Raw genomic sequence first — 17423 nt, 5'->3', positions numbered from 1 at the left:
TCGCTCCCACATTGGACCGTGTCCAGCCCGGACAACCTGGTTCCCTGTGGGAGCGAGCTTGCTCGCGATGGCCGCGACTCGGTCGGACGACTGCCACACAAATCCTGCGCTCACTGGAGCCCCCCCACCATCGCCTGTTACCATTCGCCCCCTGTTTCATCTTCGCTTTTATATTCTTTCCGAGACATGCCATGACCACCGTCCGTACCCGCATCGCGCCTTCGCCTACTGGCGATCCCCATGTCGGCACCGCTTACATCGCCTTGTTCAACTATTGCTTTGCCAAGCAGCACGGCGGTGAGTTCATCCTGCGGATCGAGGACACCGATCAATTGCGTTCGACCCGCGAGTCGGAACAGCAGATATTCGACGCCCTGCGCTGGCTCGGCATCGACTGGAGCGAAGGTCCGGACGTCGGCGGGCCGCACGGTCCGTACCGCCAGAGCGAGCGTGGCGAGATCTACAAGCAGTACTGCCAGCAGTTGGTGAACATGGGCCACGCGTTTCCTTGCTTCTGCACCGCCGAAGAATTGGACCAGATGCGCGCCGAGCAAATCGCCCGGGGCGAGACCCCACGCTACGACGGCCGTGCGCTGCTGCTGTCGAAGGAAGAAGTCGACCGTCGCCTGGCCGCGGGCGAGCCTCATGTGATCCGCATGAAGGTGCCGAGCGAGGGCGTCTGCGTGGTGCCGGACATGTTGCGTGGCGATGTCGAGATCCCGTGGGACCGCATGGACATGCAAGTGCTGATGAAGACCGACGGCCTGCCGACGTACTTCCTGGCCAACGTGGTCGACGACCATCTGATGGGCATCACCCATGTGCTGCGCGGCGAAGAATGGCTGCCCTCGGCACCGAAACTGATCCTGCTCTATGAGTACTTCGGCTGGGAGCAACCGCAGTTGTGCTACATGCCGCTGCTGCGTAACCCGGACAAGAGCAAGCTGTCCAAGCGCAAGAATCCGACCTCGGTGACCTTCTACGAGCGCATGGGCTTCATGCCCGAGGCGATGCTCAACTACCTGGGCCGCATGGGCTGGTCGATGCCGGACGAGCGGGAGAAGTTCTCGCTGGAGGAGATGGTCGAGCACTTCGACCTGTCCCGCGTCTCCCTGGGCGGGCCGATCTTCGACGTCGAGAAGCTGTCCTGGCTCAACGGCCAGTGGCTGCGCGACCTGCCGGTGGAAGAGTTTGCCGCGCGGGTGCAGAAGTGGGCGTTCAACCCCGAGTACATGATGAAGATCGCCCCGCACGTGCAGGGCAGGGTAGAGACCTTCAGCCAGATCGCGCCATTGGCCGGGTTCTTTTTTGCCGGCGGCGTGACCCCGGATGTGAAGCTGTTCGAATCGAAGAAACTCTCTGGCGATCAGGTGCGGCAGTTGATGCAGTTGATCCTGTGGAAGCTGGAAAGCCTGCGCCAGTGGGAAAAGGACAGCATCACCGCGACCATCCAGGCGGTGGTTGAACACCTGGAGCTGAAATTGCGCGATGCGATGCCGCTGATGTTTGCCGCGATCACCGGCCAGGCGAGCTCGGTGTCGGTGCTCGATGCGATGGAAATCCTCGGGCCGGACCTGACCCGTTTCCGTCTGCGCCAGGCCATTGATCTGCTCGGTGGCGTGTCGAAGAAGGAGAACAAGGAGTGGGAAAAACTGCTGGGCGCGATTGCCTGAGCGGTCGATGGAACAAGGCATACCCCGGTTTTCCGGGGTTTGTCGGTAAGTGATTGTTATCCCGGCAAAAAATTTTCAATTTTGTTGAAAATAAATTTGACAGCCCTCGGATACGCCCTTAAGATTCGCCCCGTCCTCAGCGATGAGGGGCTATAGCTCAGCTGGGAGAGCGCTTGCATGGCATGCAAGAGGTCGACGGTTCGATCCCGTCTAGCTCCACCAATTTACACTTCAAGGCCTGGCCACACCGGCCTTGAAGCGATCAACACTCAGCGTTGATCAGATGTTAGAAGGGTTTGCGTCCCCTTCGTCTAGTGGCCTAGGACACCGCCCTTTCACGGCGGTAACAGGGGTTCGAGTCCCCTAGGGGACGCCAGTTTTACAGAAGCGATGTTGCAGCAGGATGTCGCTCCGCCGCGAGGCGAAAAATCCGGGGCTATAGCTCAGCTGGGAGAGCGCTTGCATGGCATGCAAGAGGTCGACGGTTCGATCCCGTCTAGCTCCACCAATTTACACTTCGAGGTCTGGCCACACCGGCCTTGAAGCGATCAGTTCTCAGCGCTGATCATGTTCAGAAGGTTTGTGTCCCCTTCGTCTAGTGGCCTAGGACACCGCCCTTTCACGGCGGTAACAGGGGTTCGAGTCCCCTAGGGGACGCCACGATTACCCGCTCTGCGGGATTTTATAAGGGTCATTCAATTCTTGAATGGCCCTTTTGTTTGTCTGGCGTTCAGCCAATTCCCTTATCCTCGATGAATCCTTCCGACCAGCGGTGAAAATTTCGCTTGCGGAAAATTATTATGAGAATAATATTTCAATCGTAATATTCGGAGGCAACGATGAGCGATAAAAAAGCACAAACCCGTGAACGCATTCTCAAGGCCGCCAGCGATGCGCTGATCCAGCGCGGGCCGGCCGAGCCGAGCGTGGGCGAGGTGATGGGCGCGGCAGGGCTGACGGTGGGCGGTTTTTATGCCCACTTCGAAAGCAAGGACGCCTTGATGCTGGAGGCGTTCAAGCAACTGCTCAATCGCCGCCGTGGCCTGATCGCCGACATGGATGCCGAGCTGACAGGCGAAGAGCGGCGCGCGTTGGTCGCGGCGTTCTACCTGTCGCGCAAACATCGTGATTCCACCGAGCAGGCGTGCCCGATCCCGGCCTCGGTCGGCGAGCTCGGGCGACTGCCGGACGCGTTTCGTGAGGTTCTCAGTGAGCATATCGAGCTGATGGTCGCGCAGTTGGCCGCCAGCCCCGAGGATGCGGATAAAGCCCTGGCCGACATCGCCTTGATGGTCGGCGGCCTGGCCCTGGCCCGGGCGTTGGGCCCGGGCGAGTTATCGGATCGTTTGCTGCGCGCCGCCAAGTCGGCGGTGCGCTGAGCTAAGGCGCAAGCCCTGGAGATGAGCATGGACAGGTTGAGCTGGATTCGTGGTGTCAATGGCACGCTTGGCCGGATAGCCCCGCGCCTGGTAGCGAAACAAATGCGCAGGGTGTTCATGAGTCCTCGGGCCCTGCCGCCGCGGGACTGGGAGCTGCCATTGCTGGCCTCGTCCGAGCGCATCACCTTGCGCTTCGGCCTGTCTGCGTTGCGCTGGGGCAAAGGCCCGGCGGTGCTGCTGATGCACGGCTGGGAAGGGCGCCCGACGCAGTTCGCGGCACTGATCAACGCGCTGGTGGAGGCCGGTTATACGGTGGTGGCGCTGGATGGGCCGGCTCATGGTCGCTCGCCGGGTCGCGAGGCCAATGTGCTGCTGTTCGCCAGGGCGATGCTCGAAGCCGCAGCCGAGTTGCCGCCGTTGCAAGCAGTGATCGGCCACTCCATGGGCGGCGCCAGTGCCATGCTGGCGGTTCAGCTTGGGTTGCGGACCGAGACACTGGTCAGCATCGCCGCGCCGGCGCGTATCCTCGGCGTCCTGCGTGGCTTCGCGCGGATGATGGGGTTGCCACCCAGGGCGCGTTCGGCCTTTATTCGCCAGGTGGAGCAGGACGTCGGCATGCAGGCTTCGAAGATGGATGTCGCGCAATATCAGCTGGATATTCCGGGCTTGATTGTCCACGCCGAGGACGATACGTCGGTATCGGTCAAGGAATCACAACTGATCCATGAAGCCTGGTTCGACAGCCGCTTGCTGCGCCTGGGCCAGGGCGGGCATCAACGGGTACTGGCCGATCCCCGGGTCATTGATGGTGTGTTATCACTGCTGGCCGGACGCAGCCTGCAGGCGCGGCAATCGGCCTGAGCTTCCGGTACACTGCGCCGATCCAAATTCGACCAGGAGACGGGCATGGGCTGGGATCGGGCAACGCCGTTCATCATTGATCTTCAAGTGAATGCCGAAGACATCGACGGGCTGGGTCACGCCAATAATGCGGTGTACGTTACCTGGCTGGAGCGCTGCGCGTGGCGCCATTCCCAGCGCCTGGGCCTGGACCTGGTGGAGTACCGCCGGCTTGACCGGGCCATGGCGGTGGTGCGGCATGAGATCGATTACCTGGCGGCGGCCTATGAAGGCGACGAATTGCAGTTGGCGACCTGGATCGTCGACTGGGACCAGCGGCTGAAAATGACCCGGCACTTTCAACTGGTTCGCCCCAGTGATAACGCCACATTGCTGCGCGCCCAGACCACTTTTGTCTGCATCGAACTGTCCACCGGCAGGCCCAAGCGCATGCCGCCGGAGTTTATCGAGGGCTACGCAGTGGCGCTGAACCCCTGTGGGAGCGAGCCTGCTCGCGAAGGCGGCGGTACATCCAACAGCTTTGCAAGCTGACCCACCGCTTTCGCGAGCAGGCTCGCTCCCACAGGTTTTGTGGTGAATGCCGGATAGGTGAGCAAAATCCGCTAAACTGCCGCACGTTTTTTCGTTGAGTGTGTTTTCCATGCAAATTGCCCTGGCGCCCATGGAGGGGTTGGTCGACAACATCCTGCGGGACGTCCTGACCCGTGTTGGCGGTATCGACTGGTGTGTCACCGAGTTCATCCGCGTCAACGACCGTCTGCTCACGCCGGCCTATTTCCATAAGCTCGGCCCTGAACTGCTGGCCGGTGCCAGGACGGCTGCCGGAGTGCCGTTGCGGGTGCAGTTGTTGGGTTCCGATCCGGTGTGCCTGGCGGAGAATGCGGCGCTGGCCTGTGAGCTGGGCTCGGAAGTCATCGACCTGAATTTCGGTTGCCCGGCCAAAACCGTGAACAAATCCCGAGGCGGGGCGGTGTTGCTCAAGGAGCCGGAACTGCTCAACCAGATCGTCGAGCATGTCCGCCGCGCGGTGCCGAAACACATCCCCGTCACCGCCAAGATGCGCCTGGGCTTCGACAGCCCGGACGGTGCGCTGGTCTGCGCCACGGCCCTGGCCGAGGGCGGCGCGGCGCACATCGTCGTGCATGCGCGGACCAAGGTTGATGGCTACAAGCCGCCGGCCCACTGGGAATGGATTCCGCGGGTCCAGGACGTGGTCAAGGTACCGGTGTTCGCCAACGGCGATATCTGGAGCGTGGAAGACTGGCGTCGTTGCCGGGAAATCAGCGGGGTCGAAGACATCATGCTCGGCCGCGGCCTGGTTTCCCGCCCTGACCTGGCCCGGCAGATCGCCGCCGCCCGGGCCGGCGAGGAGGTGGTCGAGATGTCCTGGACCGAACTGCAACCGATGCTCCAGGACTTCTGGGTGCAGGTGGTCGAGCAACTGACGCCACGCCAGGCACCCGGTCGGTTGAAGCAGTGGCTGGCGATGTTGACCCGCAACTACCCCGAGGCGGTCGAGCTGTTCAGTGCCCTGCGCCGGGAAACCGACCTGGACGCAGTGGGTCGTTTGCTGGGTGTGCAGCGCACGGAAGCGGCCTGAAAAAATTTCCGGAAAAGCTCTTGAAAAGTATTTGGTGGTCCCTAGATAGGGAGTACGCGATGCCGAATTCGGGTCGCGGAGACAAAAAACCTTGCTGAACTTTCAGGAGATTTGAATCATGAGTACTGCATTTTCGCTGGCCCCTCTGTTCCGTTCCTCGGTGGGCTTCGACCGTTTCAACGACCTGTTCGAAACCGCCCTGCGTAACGAACCGGGCAGCAGCTATCCACCCTACAACGTGGAAAAACATGGCGATGACGAATACCGCATCGTAGTCGCCGCCGCCGGTTTCCGCGAAGAGGACCTGGACCTGCAAGTGGAAAAAGGTGTGCTGACCATCAGCGGCGGCAAGCGCGAGGCCAGCAACGACAGCGTGACCTTCCTGCACCAGGGCATCGCCCAGCGTGCGTTCAAGCTGTCCTTCCGGTTGGCGGATCATATCGAGATCAAATCCGCCGGCCTGAGCAACGGTCTGTTGAGCATCGACCTGTTGCGTGTGGTGCCGGAAGAGGCGAAAGCCAAGCGCATCCCGATCAACGGTGCGCAACAGCAAGCCGCGCTGGAAAATTGATGCATCGCAGTTGAAGAAGGGCGCCGAATGGCGCCCTTTTTTGTCTTGGCAAGCAGTGAAGGATAAATTGTGGCGAGGGAGCTTGCTCCCGCTGGGTCGCGAAGCGGCCCCAAATGGTACGACTCAAACCGACCTGATACACCGAAGTGGCAGGTTTCAGGGCTGCTGCGCACCCCAGCGGGAGCAAGCTCCCTCGCCACAAAAAGCTCTCCGGCACGGCTAAGGCAACAACCGCTCGAACGCCTCCAGCGGCAACGGCCGGCTGTGCAGGTAACCCTGGTACAAATGACAATCGAGCCCCTGCAGGAACTTCAATTGCTCCAGCGTCTCGACGCCTTCGGCAATCATTTCCAGGTTCAGGCTGCGGGCCATGGCGACGATGGCGCGGATGATCTCGGCGTCGTTGGGGTCACTGGTGGCGTCACGTACGAACGACTGGTCGATTTTCAGCGTGTCCACCGGCAGGCGCTTGAGGTAAGTCAGCGATGAATAACCGGTGCCGAAGTCGTCCATGGCAAAGCTCACCCCCAATTTCTTCAGGCGGCGCATCTTGCCGATGGTGTCGTCCAGGTTGTGGATCACGATGCCTTCGGTGATCTCCAGCTTCAACAGGGAATAGGGCAGGCCATGGCTGGCGAGGCTGGTTTCGATGCGCTCGACGAAGTCGCTCTGGCGGAACTGCCGGGGGCTGATATTCACGCACAGTTTGAACCGTCGGGGGTCGACCTTGCCCTTGGCGATCAGTTGTTTGAAGCCGTCGCAGGCTTCGTCGAGGATCCAGGTGCCGACTTCCAGGATCAGGCCGCTGTCCTCCAGCACCTTGATGAACTCATTGGGTGATTGCGCGCCCAGGTCCGGATGATGCCAGCGCACCAGCGCTTCGGCGCCGACGATGCGGTTGTCCCGGGCATCGACCTGTGGCTGGAAATGCACGCTGAACTCGTTGCGAGCCAGGGCCTGGCGCAGGTCGGTTTCCATGCGCAGCCGTTCGCTGGCGGCTTTTTGCATGGTGGCGTGGAACATCTGCGAGGTATTGCGTCCCGAATCCTTGGCGCGGTACAGGGCGATATCGGCGCGCTTGAGCAGGTCAGTGGGCGTGGAGCCGTGGTCCGGTATCAGCGCCATGCCGATGCTGGGGGTGACTTGCAGTCGTTGCCCATCGAGAAACATCGGCTCGGAGAGCAGTTCGCGAAGGGTGTCGGCCAGGGTCTGCACCTGCTGGCTGACCGCGCTACGCGTGCCTTCCAGGCCGCTGAGGAGCACGACGAATTCATCGCCGCCCAGGCGCGCCACGGTGTCTTCGAGGCGCACGCTGGCTTCGAGGCGCGCGGTGATGATCTTCAGCACCGTGTCGCCAACCGGATGGCCGAGCGAATCATTGATGTGCTTGAAATGGTCGAGGTCGAGGAACAGCAACGCCCCGCGCAGGTTATGGCGCTTGAGCAGGGCGATCTGCTGGCTGAGCCGGTCCAGCAGCAGCGCGCGGTTGGGCAGGTTGGTCAGCGGGTCGTGATAGGCGAGGTGACGGATCTGCGCCTCGGCGTTGCGCAGCAGGCTCACGTCACGGGCGGTCAGCAGCAGGCATGCGGTTTCGTTGAGCGTGATGGGCTCGACCGATACTTCCACCGTGAGGATTTCCCCGCGCTTGTTGCGCCCGAGCATTTCCTGGTGGAGAACGCGGCCCTTGAGCTGCAATTCGGCGAGCAGCGCCGTCCGTTGCTTTTCTTCGGCCCAGATGCCGACCTCGTAGACGGTATGGCCGATGACTTCGTCGGCGCGGTAACCGGTCAGGCGACAGAAGCCATCGTTGACCTCAAGGTAGCGGCCGCTTTCGCATTCGGTAATGGTGATCGCGTCGGGGCTGGAGTGGAATGCCTTGGCGAATTTTTCCTCGCTGGCTTTCAGTGCCGCTTCGGAGCGTTGTTGCTGGGTGATGTCCCGCAGGGTGGTGACGATGCAGGGCTGGTTGCCGACACTGATCTGCCGGCTGGAGATCACGCAGGTCAGCGGCTGGCCGTTCTTGTGGTGGACGACGATGGCGACATTGCTCAGCGACTGCTCGCGGATGACCCGTTCGATGCGCTGCAGGCTGCTGCCCGAAGCTTCCCACAGGCCGATCTCGTCGGCGCTGCGGCCCAGCACATCATTGGCCGCCCAGCCGAATGTCTGGGTAAAACTGGAGTTTATTTCCAGGAACGTGCCGTCGTCCTGGTGGGTTAGGCAAATCGGATCGGGGCTGACCTGGAACAACGTGGCGAATTTTTCTTCCGAAGCCGCCAGGCTCTGTTCGCGCTCCACCTGGTCGGTGATGTCGAGCAAGGTGCCGGCCATGCGCAGCGGGCTGCCGTCGTCGTTGCGGTAGAGACGGGCGCGACTTTCCAGGTAACGCGAGCTGCCGTCCGGCAGTTGCACGCGGTAGGTCAGCTGGTAATTGCCCGCCGGGCCTTCACGCAGGCTGCGGTAGGCGTTGCGCATGTTGTTGCGTTCTTCGGTAGGCACGCCCTCGAAAAACGCATCGAACGATTCGTGGAACGCCTGGGGCTCCAGGCCATGGAGCTGCGCGGCCCGGGCCGAGCCGTAGAGCATGCCGCTGGGGATGTGCCAGTCCCAGGTACCCAGTTGCGCCGAGTCGAGGGCCAGGTCCAGGCGCTCCTGGCTGTCCTTGAGGGCCTGTTCGGCAAGTTTGCGTTCGGTGGTGTCGAGGAAGGTGCTCAGTAAATAAGGCTGGCCTTCGAGTTCGACTTTCTGGGCGCTGAGGATACCGTTGTGGACCTGGCCGTTACTGGCGCGGAATTGCACTTCCATGCTCACCAGCTCGCCCTTGGCCTTGGTGGCCTCCACCAGTTTGGCGCGCTGCGTGGGGTCGACCCACAGGCCCAGTTCCAGGGTGGTGCGGCCGATCACATTGTGGACCGGCCAGCCGAACAGGCTTTCGAAATACTGGTTGGCTTCGCTGATCAGCCCATCTTCCTGGCGGGTCAGCAGGACCATGTTCGGGCACAGGTGGAACAGTGTCGCGAAGCGTTTCTCCGAGCTGCGCAGCGCCTGTTCCCGTTCGCGCTGGTGGGTGATTTCGCGGATCACCCCGATCATGCGCGGGCGACCGTGCTTGTCAGGCAGTACGCTGCCACTGATTTCCAGCCAGTGCAGGCTGCCATCGGGCCAGACGATGCGGTGGTGCATCGCCTGTTCCAGCGGCACGCCGGACACGGCTGCATGGAAGGCCCGCACGGCCCTGGCCCGATCCTCGGGCAGCAGCAGGTCGAGGTAGTCGACGTCCGCCGGCAATGGCTGGCGCGGGTCGAAGCCGAACAACGCCTGGGTGCCTCGGGACCAGCTGATCTGGCCGGTATCGATGTCCCACGACCAGGCCCCCAGCCGCGCTCCGTTCAGGGCGGCGAGCAACTGTGGCGCGCTTTCCCAGCTTTGCTCCGACCGTTTCGGGTCGAGCGCCTGGATACGCGGCAGGGGCGGAGTATGGTCGGCGGGTTTGGGCATTCTCTAGCGGGCCTTGGGCGGTTGGGTGTTAGGCGCAGGCGTAATGGCCCTGTAGGAGTAGCACAACTTATGCCCTTGTCCCTGGCAGATCGATTTGTGCGTCCAATAGAGCCATGAAAGCCCGTGCAGCGTTCGACAGCGTCCTTTCGGTGTGCAGGATATAGCCTAGCTGGCGACTGAGCTGTATGCCCGGCAAAGGCACACGCGCCACTTGATCATCAAGCATCGTGCGCGGCAAAACGCTCCAGGCCAGGCCGATGGACACCATCATCTTTATGGTTTCCAGATAATTCGTGCTCATTGCGATGTTCGGCGTCAGGCCCTGGGCTTCGAACAGCCGCTGCACGATGTGGTGGGTAAACGTGTTGCCTCCCGGGAAAACCGCCGGATGAAGGGCAATATCCGCCAGGCTGACGGCGCTGTTTTCCAGCAGGGCGTGTTCCGGCGCCACCACGAAATCCAGCGGGTCGTCCCACACCGGCGTGGCCCGTACCAGCGTGTGGGGCTCGGGGGCCAGGGTGATGACCGCCAGTTCCGCCCGGCCGTGGAGAATTTCCTCGTAGGCCACTTCCGAATCCAGGAACTGAATATCCAGTGCCACCTGGGGGTAGCGTCGGGTGAACTCCCGCAATAGCGGTGGCAGGCGGTGCAAGCCGATGTGGTGGCTGGTGGCGAGGGTCAGGCGCCCGGTCACTTCGCCGGTCAGGTTGGTCAGGGCGCGGCGGGTGTCGTCCAGCACGTTGAGGATTTGATAGGCCCGTGGCAGCAGGGCCCGACCGGCTTCGGTCAGGCTCACTTCCCGGCCCAGACGGTCGAACAGGCGCACGTTGAGCTGCTGCTCGAGGCCGGCGATACGCTTGCTGATGGCCGGTTGCGTCAGGTGCAGGCGTTCACCGGCACCGGAAAAACTGCCGGTTTCAGCAATGGCAATAAAAGCATTGAGGTTGGCGAGATCCATGGCGTTTCTGGTCGGATTCCAGTTGGTTATGCAAAGCATGAAAAATATGAATTTGAGTTATTTAATGTAGCCTCTTACCATCAGCCTCACAAGCCAAGGGGTTATTGATCCGCTCAGGACCCAGGGCATAGAAACAAGCTGATGAGGAAACCGTCTGATGGCCGGCAAAACGCTCTACGACAAGCTCTGGGATTCGCATTTGGTCAAGCAGCGCGACGATGGCTCGGCGCTGATCTACATCGACCGTCACATCATTCACGAAGTGACCTCGCCGCAAGCCTTCGAAGGTCTGCGTCTGGCCGGGCGCAAGCCTTGGCGCATCGATGCCAACATCGCGACCCCGGACCACAACGTGCCGACCACGCCGGAGCGCAAGGGTGGCATCGAAGCCATCGCCGACCAGGTTTCGCGCCTGCAAGTCCAGACCCTTGACGACAACTGTGATGAATACGGCATCGTCGAATTCAAGATGAATGACGTCCGCCAGGGCATCGTCCACGTGATCGGCCCGGAGCAGGGCGCGACCTTGCCGGGCATGACCGTGGTCTGTGGTGACTCGCATACTTCGACCCACGGCGCCTTCGGTGCGCTGGCTCACGGTATCGGCACCTCCGAGGTCGAGCACGTGCTCGCTACCCAGTGCCTGGTCGCCAAGAAAATGAAAAACATGCTGGTGCGTGTCGAGGGCAAGCTGCCTTTTGGCGTGACCGCCAAGGACATCGTCCTGGCCGTGATCGGCAAGATCGGCACCGCCGGCGGTAACGGCCACGCCATCGAATTCGCCGGTAGCGCGATCCGCGATTTGTCCGTCGAAGGCCGCATGACCATCTGCAACATGTCCATCGAAGCCGGCGCGCGCGTCGGGTTGGTGGCTGCCGATGAAAAAACCGTGGAATACGTCAAGGGCCGGCCGTTCTCCCCGAAAGGCGCCGAATGGGACATGGCGGTCGAAGCCTGGAAAGACCTGGTCTCCGACCCGGACGCCAGGTTCGACACCGTGGTCGAGCTCGACGCGACGCAGATCAAGCCGCAAGTCAGCTGGGGCACGTCGCCGGAAATGGTCCTGGCCGTGGACCAGAACGTGCCGGATCCGGCCAAGGAAATGGACCTGGTCAAGCGTGACTCCATCGTCCGCGCCTTGAAATACATGGGCCTGAGCGCCAACCAGGCGATCACCGACATTCAGCTCGACCGTGTGTTCATCGGTTCCTGCACCAACTCGCGGATCGAAGACTTGCGCGCCGCCGCCGTGATCGCCAAGGGCCGCAAGGTTGCCTCGACGATCAAGCAGGCGATCGTGGTGCCGGGCTCGGGGCTGGTGAAAGCCCAGGCCGAAGCGGAAGGGCTGGACAAGATTTTCCTCGAGGCCGGTTTCGAATGGCGCGAGCCAGGCTGCTCGATGTGCCTGGCGATGAACCCGGATCGCCTGGAGTCGGGCGAGCACTGCGCCTCGACGTCCAACCGAAACTTCGAAGGCCGCCAGGGCGCTGGTGGGCGTACGCACCTGGTGAGCCCGGCGATGGCCGCCGCCGCTGCCGTCAACGGCCGTTTTGTCGATGTCCGCGAATTGATCTGAAGGAGCGCAGCATGAAAGCTTTCACCCAGCACACCGGTCTTGTCGCGCCTTTGGATCGTGCCAACGTCGACACCGACCAGATCATCCCCAAGCAATTTTTGAAGTCCATCAAACGCACCGGCTTCGGCCCGAACCTGTTTGACGAATGGCGTTACCTGGATGTGGGCCAGCCGTACCAGGACAACTCCAAGCGGCCGTTGAACAAGGACTTCGTGCTCAATGCCGAGCGGTACCAAGGCGCCAGCGTATTGCTGGCCCGCGAGAACTTCGGTTGCGGTTCGAGCCGCGAGCACGCGCCATGGGCCTTGGAAGAATACGGTTTTCGCAGCATCATCGCGCCGAGCTACGCCGACATCTTCTTCAACAACAGCTTCAAGAACGGCTTGCTGCCGATCATTCTCAGCGATGCCGAAGTGGACGAGCTGTTCCAGCAGGTCGAGGCCAACCCTGGCTATCAACTGCAGATCGACCTGGCGGCCCAGACCGTGACCCGTCCCGACGGCAAGGTGCTGGGTTTTGAAATCGACGCGTTCCGCAAGCACTGCCTGCTCAACGGCCTGGACGACATCGGCCTGACCCTGCAGGACGGCGAGGCGATTGCCGCGTTCGAAGCCAAGCACCGGGCGAGCCAGCCTTGGTTGTTTCGTGATGCTTGATTGATCTGAAATTGATGTAGCAGTGCTGGCCTCTTCGCGAGCAGGCTCGCTCCACAGGGACGCCGCAAATCCAGTGTGGGAGCGAGCCCGCTCGCGAAGACGGCGGTGCTGACATCACAAGGCTACAGCCCAAAAGGAAGTCCCCATGACCAGCACCGCCCACAGCCAAGTCGTACAAAAGCAATTCGGCGAACAGGCCTCGGCCTACCTGAGCAGCGCCGTGCACGCCCAGGGCGCCGAATTCGCGCTGCTGCAGGCCGAGCTGGCCGGTCACGCCAATGCCCGTGTGCTGGACCTGGGCTGTGGCGCCGGGCATGTGAGCTTCCATGTAGCCCCGCTGGCCGGTGAGGTGGTGGCCTACGACCTGTCCCAGCAGATGCTCGACGTGGTTGCCGCGGCGGCGGCCGAGCGTGGCCTGGGCAATATCGGCACGGTACGTGGCGCCGCCGAGCGGCTACCGTTTGCCGACGGCGAGTTCGACTTCGTGTTCAGTCGCTATTCGGCGCATCATTGGAGTGACGTGGGCCTGGCTTTGCGGGAAGTGCGCCGGGTGCTCAAGCCGGGCGGCGTAGCGGCGTTCATTGATATCCTGTCGCCGGGCATGCCGCTGCTCGATACCTACCTGCAAAGCGTCGAAGTGCTGCGGGACACCAGCCATGTGCGCGACTATTCGGCTGCCGAGTGGTTGCAGCAGGTCAGCGACGCGGGGCTGCACACCCGTAGCACCTCGCGCCAGCGTCTGCGCCTGGAATACCGTTCGTGGGTCGAGCGCATGCGTACTCCGGAGGTAATGCGGGCGGCGATTCTCGAGCTGCAGCGCTCGATGGGCGATGAAGTGCGTGAATATTTTCAGATTGAGGCCGATGGATCGTTCAGTACGGATGTACTGGTGCTGTGGGCCGAGCGATAGCATTTTTCCCGGCTAGCCCAAGGGCGCCGACAGTTAATGAGGAAAGCATGAGCAAGCAGATTCTGATTCTCCCAGGTGATGGCATCGGCCCGGAAATCATGGCCGAGGCGGTCAAGGTCCTGGAGCTGGCGAACGCCAAGTACGGCCTGGGTTTCGAACTCAGCCACGACGTGATCGGTGGCGCCGCCATCGACAAGCACGGCGTGCCGCTGGCCGATGAAACCCTGGACCGTGCCCGTGCCGCCGATGCCGTGCTGCTGGGCGCCGTGGGCGGGCCGAAATGGGACAAGATCGAACGCGACATCCGCCCCGAGCGCGGGCTGCTGAAGATTCGCGCGCAACTGGGCCTGTTCGGCAACCTGCGTCCGGCGATTCTTTATCCGCAACTGGCCGATGCATCGAGCCTGAAGCCGGAAATCGTCTCCGGCCTGGACATCCTTATCGTGCGTGAGCTGACCGGCGGTATTTACTTCGGTGCCCCGCGCGGTACCCGTGAGCTGGAAAACGGCGAGCGCCAGGCCTACGACACCCTGCCGTACAGCGAAAGCGAAATCCGCCGTATCGCCCGGGTCGGCTTCGACATGGCCCGCGTGCGTGGCAAGAAGCTGTGCTCGGTGGACAAGGCCAACGTGCTGGCGTCCAGCCAACTGTGGCGCGAAGTGGTCGAGCAGGTGGCCAAGGATTACCCGGACGTCGAGCTGAGCCACATGTACGTCGACAACGCCGCGATGCAACTGGTGCGCGCGCCGAAGCAGTTCGACGTGATCGTCACCGACAACATGTTCGGCGACATCCTGTCCGACGAAGCGTCGATGCTCACCGGTTCCATCGGCATGCTGCCGTCGGCCTCCCTGGATGCCAACAACAAAGGCATGTACGAGCCGTGCCACGGTTCTGCGCCGGACATTGCCGGGCAGGGCATTGCCAACCCGTTGGCGACCATCCTGTCGGTGTCGATGATGCTGCGCTACAGCTTCAACTTGAACGATGCCGCCGACGCGATTGAAAAAGCCGTCAGCGTGGTCCTGGACCAGGGCTTGCGCACCGGTGACATCTGGTCACAAGGTTGCACCAAGGTCGGTACGCAGCAAATGGGCGATGCAGTAGTCGCGGCGCTGCGGAATCTGTAATCTTTCGGGCCCACTGCTTCGACGGTGGCCCACTTTTGTATAGGTGTAGTTGCGATGAAACGTGTAGGTCTGATCGGTTGGCGCGGCATGGTCGGTTCCGTGCTCATGCAGCGAATGCTGGAAGAGCAGGATTTCGATCTCATTGAGCCGGTGTTTTTCACCACCTCCAACGTCGGTGGCCAGGGCCCGTCCGTGGGCAAGGACACCGGTGTGCTCAAGGATGCCTACAGCATCGAAGAGCTCAAGACCCTCGACGTGATCCTGACCTGCCAGGGCGGCGACTACACCAGCGAAGTGTTCCCCAAGCTGCGTGAAGCCGGCTGGCAGGGTTACTGGATCGACGCCGCTTCCAGCCTGCGCATGCAGGATGACGCGGTGATCATCCTCGACCCGGTCAACCGCAAGGTCATCGACCAGCAACTGGACGCAGGCACCAAGAACTACATCGGCGGCAACTGCACCGTCAGCCTGATGCTGATGGGCCTGGGTGGCCTGTTCGAGGCTGGCCTGGTGGAATGGATGAGCGCCATGACCTATCAGGCGGCTTCCGGTGCCGGCGCGCAGAACATGCGCGAACTGATCAAGCAGATGGGCGCGACCCACGCCGCTGTCGCCGATGACCTGGCCAACCCGGCCAGCGCCATCCTCGACATCGACCGCAAGGTCGCCGAGGCGATGCGCAGCGATGCCTACCCGACCGAGAACTTCGGCGTGCCGCTGGCTGGTAGCCTGATCCCGTGGATCGACAAGGAACTGCCTAACGGCCAGAGCCGTGAAGAGTGGAAGGCCCAGGCCGAAACCAACAAGATCCTCGGTCGCTTCAAGAGCCCGATCCCGGTGGACGGCATCTGCGTGCGCATCGGCGCCATGCGTTGCCATAGCCAGGCGCTGACCATCAAGCTGAACAAGGACGTGCCGATCGCCGACATCGAAGGGCTGATCAGCCAGCACAACCCTTGGGTCAAGCTGGTGCCGAACAACCGCGAAACCAGCATTCAAGAGCTGAGCCCGACCAAGGTCACCGGCACCCTGAACGTGCCGGTGGGCCGCCTGCGCAAACTGAACATGGGCTCGCAGTTCGTCGGTGCGTTCACCGTCGGCGACCAACTGCTGTGGGGCGCGGCCGAGCCGCTGCGGCGCATGCTGCGGATCCTGCTCGAGCGTTGATCGGTTGCTGCTGTTGAAGAACCCGTGCCTTGCGAGAGGCACGGGTTTTTTTATATTGGTTTGGTGAAATCCCCGTGGCGAGGGAGCTTGCTCCCGCTGGGCTGCGCAGCAGCCCCAAAATTCTGGCGGTTGCTACGCAACCGAGCGGGAGCAAGCTCCCTCGCCACGAGTTCTCTTGTGTCCAATTGCTTGCCCGCCAACCACCCGGTAAAGTGCCGCTCCCCACGTTTTACCTGAGGTAGACCCATGAGCCAGTCCTTTGATATTGCCGTGATCGGCGCCACCGGTACTGTCGGCGAAACCCTGGTGCAGATCCTCGAAGAGCGGGATTTTCCGATCGGCACCCTGCACCTGCTGGCGAGCAGCGAATCGGCGGGAAGCTCGGTGCTGTTTCGCGGCAAGAACGTGCGGGTGCGCGAGGTCGATGAATTCGATTTCGGCAAGGTCCAACTGGTGTTCTTCGCCGCCGGCCCGGCGGTCACCCTGAGTTTTGCACCACGCGCCACGGCAGCCGGTTGTGCGCTGATCGACCTCTCCGGCGCGCTGCCGCCGGAGCAGGCGCCGCAGATCGTGCCAGAGGCCAACGCCCGGTTGCTGGCTGGCCTGAGCAAACCGTTCCAGGTCAGCAGCCCCAGCGCCTCGGCCACTGCGCTCGCCGTGGTGCTGGCGCCGCTGCGCGATTGCCTGGACCTGCAACGCATCAGCCTGACCGCCAGTCTCGCCGTCTCCGCCCAGGGGCGCGCAGCGGTGAGCGAGTTGGCGCGCCAGACAGCCGAGTTGCTCAATGCCCGTCCGCTGGAGCCGAAATTCTTCGATCGGCAGATGGCGTTCAACCTGCTGGCCCAGGTCGGTGTCCCGGATGAGCAGGGTCATACGCTGCTGGAGAAGCGCCTGGTCCGCGAGCTGCGCCAAGTGCTTGCGCAACCTTTGTTAAAGATTTCCGTCACTTGCATTCAAGCGCCGGTGTTTTTTGGCGATAGCTTTAGCGTGACCGTACAGTCCGCGAGCGCCGTTGACCTGGCGAAGGTCAACGCGGCCCTGGAGGCGGCGCCCGGCATTGAGCTGGTGGAGGCGGGTGACTACCCGACGCCGGTGGGCGATGCGGTCGGCCAGGATGTGGTTTATGTCGGGCGTGTGCGCGGTGGCGTGGACGATCCGGCGGAACTGAATCTGTGGCTGACGGCGGATAACGTGCGCAAGGGCGCGGCGCTCAATGCCGTGCAGGTGGCTGAGTTGTTGATAAAAGACTTGCTGTAAAAGATACTTGGCAACAATTTGTCGAATGAGTCTAGCTGGGCGCTATGCTTGGCCAGAGTGCTGAAGGCGAACCTCCTCCACGGGGCGTCCTCGGGCATGAGTGAAACGATCGCGCGCGCCGTCGCTTCGGGGCTGCGCGCAATGCCTTACGGCAGCGGCATCAACACCTTCTCGCTGGCCGAGGAAT

At 62.3% G+C, this 17423-nt stretch carries 14 protein-coding genes and 4 tRNA genes; 16 read left to right on the top strand and 2 right to left on the bottom strand.

All coding sequences use genetic code 11. The features are described 5' to 3' along the window. The first annotated feature begins 191 nt into the window (after positions 1-191). From gltX to J3P89_RS19215, 10 genes are all read left to right on the top strand, one after another. Complete coding sequence (gltX, locus tag J3P89_RS19260) at positions 192-1673, top strand: glutamate--tRNA ligase (RefSeq protein ID WP_434695300.1); 1482 nt, start codon at positions 192-194, stop codon at positions 1671-1673. Between the two features lie 146 nt (positions 1674-1819). Next, positions 1820-1895 (top strand) — tRNA-Ala (locus J3P89_RS19255). Positions 1896-1973: 78 nt separating this feature from the next. Further along, positions 1974-2049, top strand: a tRNA-Glu gene (locus J3P89_RS19250). Between the two features lie 56 nt (positions 2050-2105). Beyond that, positions 2106-2181: transfer RNA gene (locus tag J3P89_RS19245), tRNA-Ala, on the top strand. Positions 2182-2257: 76 nt separating this feature from the next. Further along, positions 2258-2333, top strand: a tRNA-Glu gene (locus J3P89_RS19240). 179 nt (positions 2334-2512) lie between these two features. Continuing rightward, positions 2513-3052 carry a TetR/AcrR family transcriptional regulator gene (locus tag J3P89_RS19235; protein WP_305495839.1) on the top strand — a complete coding sequence of 180 codons (540 nt, stop codon included), beginning with the start codon at positions 2513-2515 and terminating at the stop codon, positions 3050-3052. A 27-nt stretch (positions 3053-3079) separates the two neighbouring features. Further along, positions 3080-3913: an alpha/beta fold hydrolase gene (locus J3P89_RS19230; RefSeq protein ID WP_434569220.1), complete on the top strand. Its 834-nt coding sequence runs from the start codon at positions 3080-3082 to the stop codon at positions 3911-3913. A 45-nt stretch (positions 3914-3958) separates the two neighbouring features. Then, positions 3959-4444, top strand: coding sequence for an acyl-CoA thioesterase (locus J3P89_RS19225; RefSeq protein WP_434653014.1), 486 nt, complete (start codon positions 3959-3961; stop codon positions 4442-4444). Between the two features lie 109 nt (positions 4445-4553). Further along, entirely contained in the window at positions 4554-5513 is a 960-nt protein-coding gene (locus tag J3P89_RS19220; protein ID WP_434695298.1) for a tRNA dihydrouridine synthase, read from the top strand. A gap of 118 nt (positions 5514-5631) precedes the next feature. Continuing rightward, positions 5632-6084 carry an Hsp20 family protein gene (locus J3P89_RS19215; RefSeq protein ID WP_434569217.1) on the top strand — a complete coding sequence of 151 codons (453 nt, stop codon included), beginning with the start codon at positions 5632-5634 and terminating at the stop codon, positions 6082-6084. A gap of 219 nt (positions 6085-6303) precedes the next feature. Here the strand turns inward: J3P89_RS19215 and J3P89_RS19210 are convergent, their stop codons facing one another. Next, entirely contained in the window at positions 6304-9582 is a 3279-nt protein-coding gene (locus J3P89_RS19210; protein ID WP_434695296.1) for an EAL domain-containing protein, read from the bottom strand. Positions 9583-9649: 67 nt separating this feature from the next. After that, on the bottom strand, positions 9650-10540 hold the full coding sequence (locus J3P89_RS19205; RefSeq protein WP_434569215.1) for a LysR family transcriptional regulator: 891 nt from the start codon (positions 10538-10540) through the stop codon (positions 9650-9652). Positions 10541-10697: 157 nt separating this feature from the next. Here J3P89_RS19205 and leuC point away from each other — a divergent pair, with 157 nt between their 5' ends. The 6 genes from leuC to J3P89_RS19175 all read left to right on the top strand — a co-directional run bounded on the left by leuC (position 10698) and on the right by J3P89_RS19175 (position 17236). Next, positions 10698-12116, top strand: a complete 1419-nt coding sequence (gene leuC, locus J3P89_RS19200) for a 3-isopropylmalate dehydratase large subunit (RefSeq protein ID WP_305495827.1) — start codon at positions 10698-10700, stop codon at positions 12114-12116. 11 nt (positions 12117-12127) lie between these two features. Further along, positions 12128-12772 (top strand): 3-isopropylmalate dehydratase small subunit, encoded by a 645-nt coding sequence (gene leuD, locus J3P89_RS19195; RefSeq protein WP_030142033.1) that lies wholly within the window; start codon positions 12128-12130, stop codon positions 12770-12772. 145 nt (positions 12773-12917) lie between these two features. Further along, complete coding sequence (locus tag J3P89_RS19190) at positions 12918-13682, top strand: class I SAM-dependent methyltransferase (RefSeq protein ID WP_434695293.1); 765 nt, start codon at positions 12918-12920, stop codon at positions 13680-13682. Between the two features lie 47 nt (positions 13683-13729). Continuing rightward, the gene (leuB, locus tag J3P89_RS19185; protein WP_434695292.1) at positions 13730-14812 is read left to right on the top strand and encodes a 3-isopropylmalate dehydrogenase; all 1083 of its coding nucleotides are present in this window, start codon (positions 13730-13732) and stop codon (positions 14810-14812) included. A gap of 54 nt (positions 14813-14866) precedes the next feature. After that, complete coding sequence (gene asd, locus J3P89_RS19180) at positions 14867-15979, top strand: aspartate-semialdehyde dehydrogenase (protein WP_434569212.1); 1113 nt, start codon at positions 14867-14869, stop codon at positions 15977-15979. 246 nt (positions 15980-16225) lie between these two features. After that, a complete protein-coding gene (locus J3P89_RS19175; protein ID WP_434673947.1) occupies positions 16226-17236 on the top strand; it encodes an aspartate-semialdehyde dehydrogenase in 1011 nt (336 codons plus the stop codon). Positions 17237-17423 lie beyond the last annotated feature (187 nt).

This window comes from Pseudomonas sp. Z1-14, assembly GCF_051132005.1.
Taxonomy (GTDB): Bacteria; Pseudomonadota; Gammaproteobacteria; order Pseudomonadales; family Pseudomonadaceae; genus Aquipseudomonas.
The sequence above is the reverse complement of the archived record's forward strand: the minus strand, read 5'-3'. Positions and strand labels throughout refer to the sequence as shown.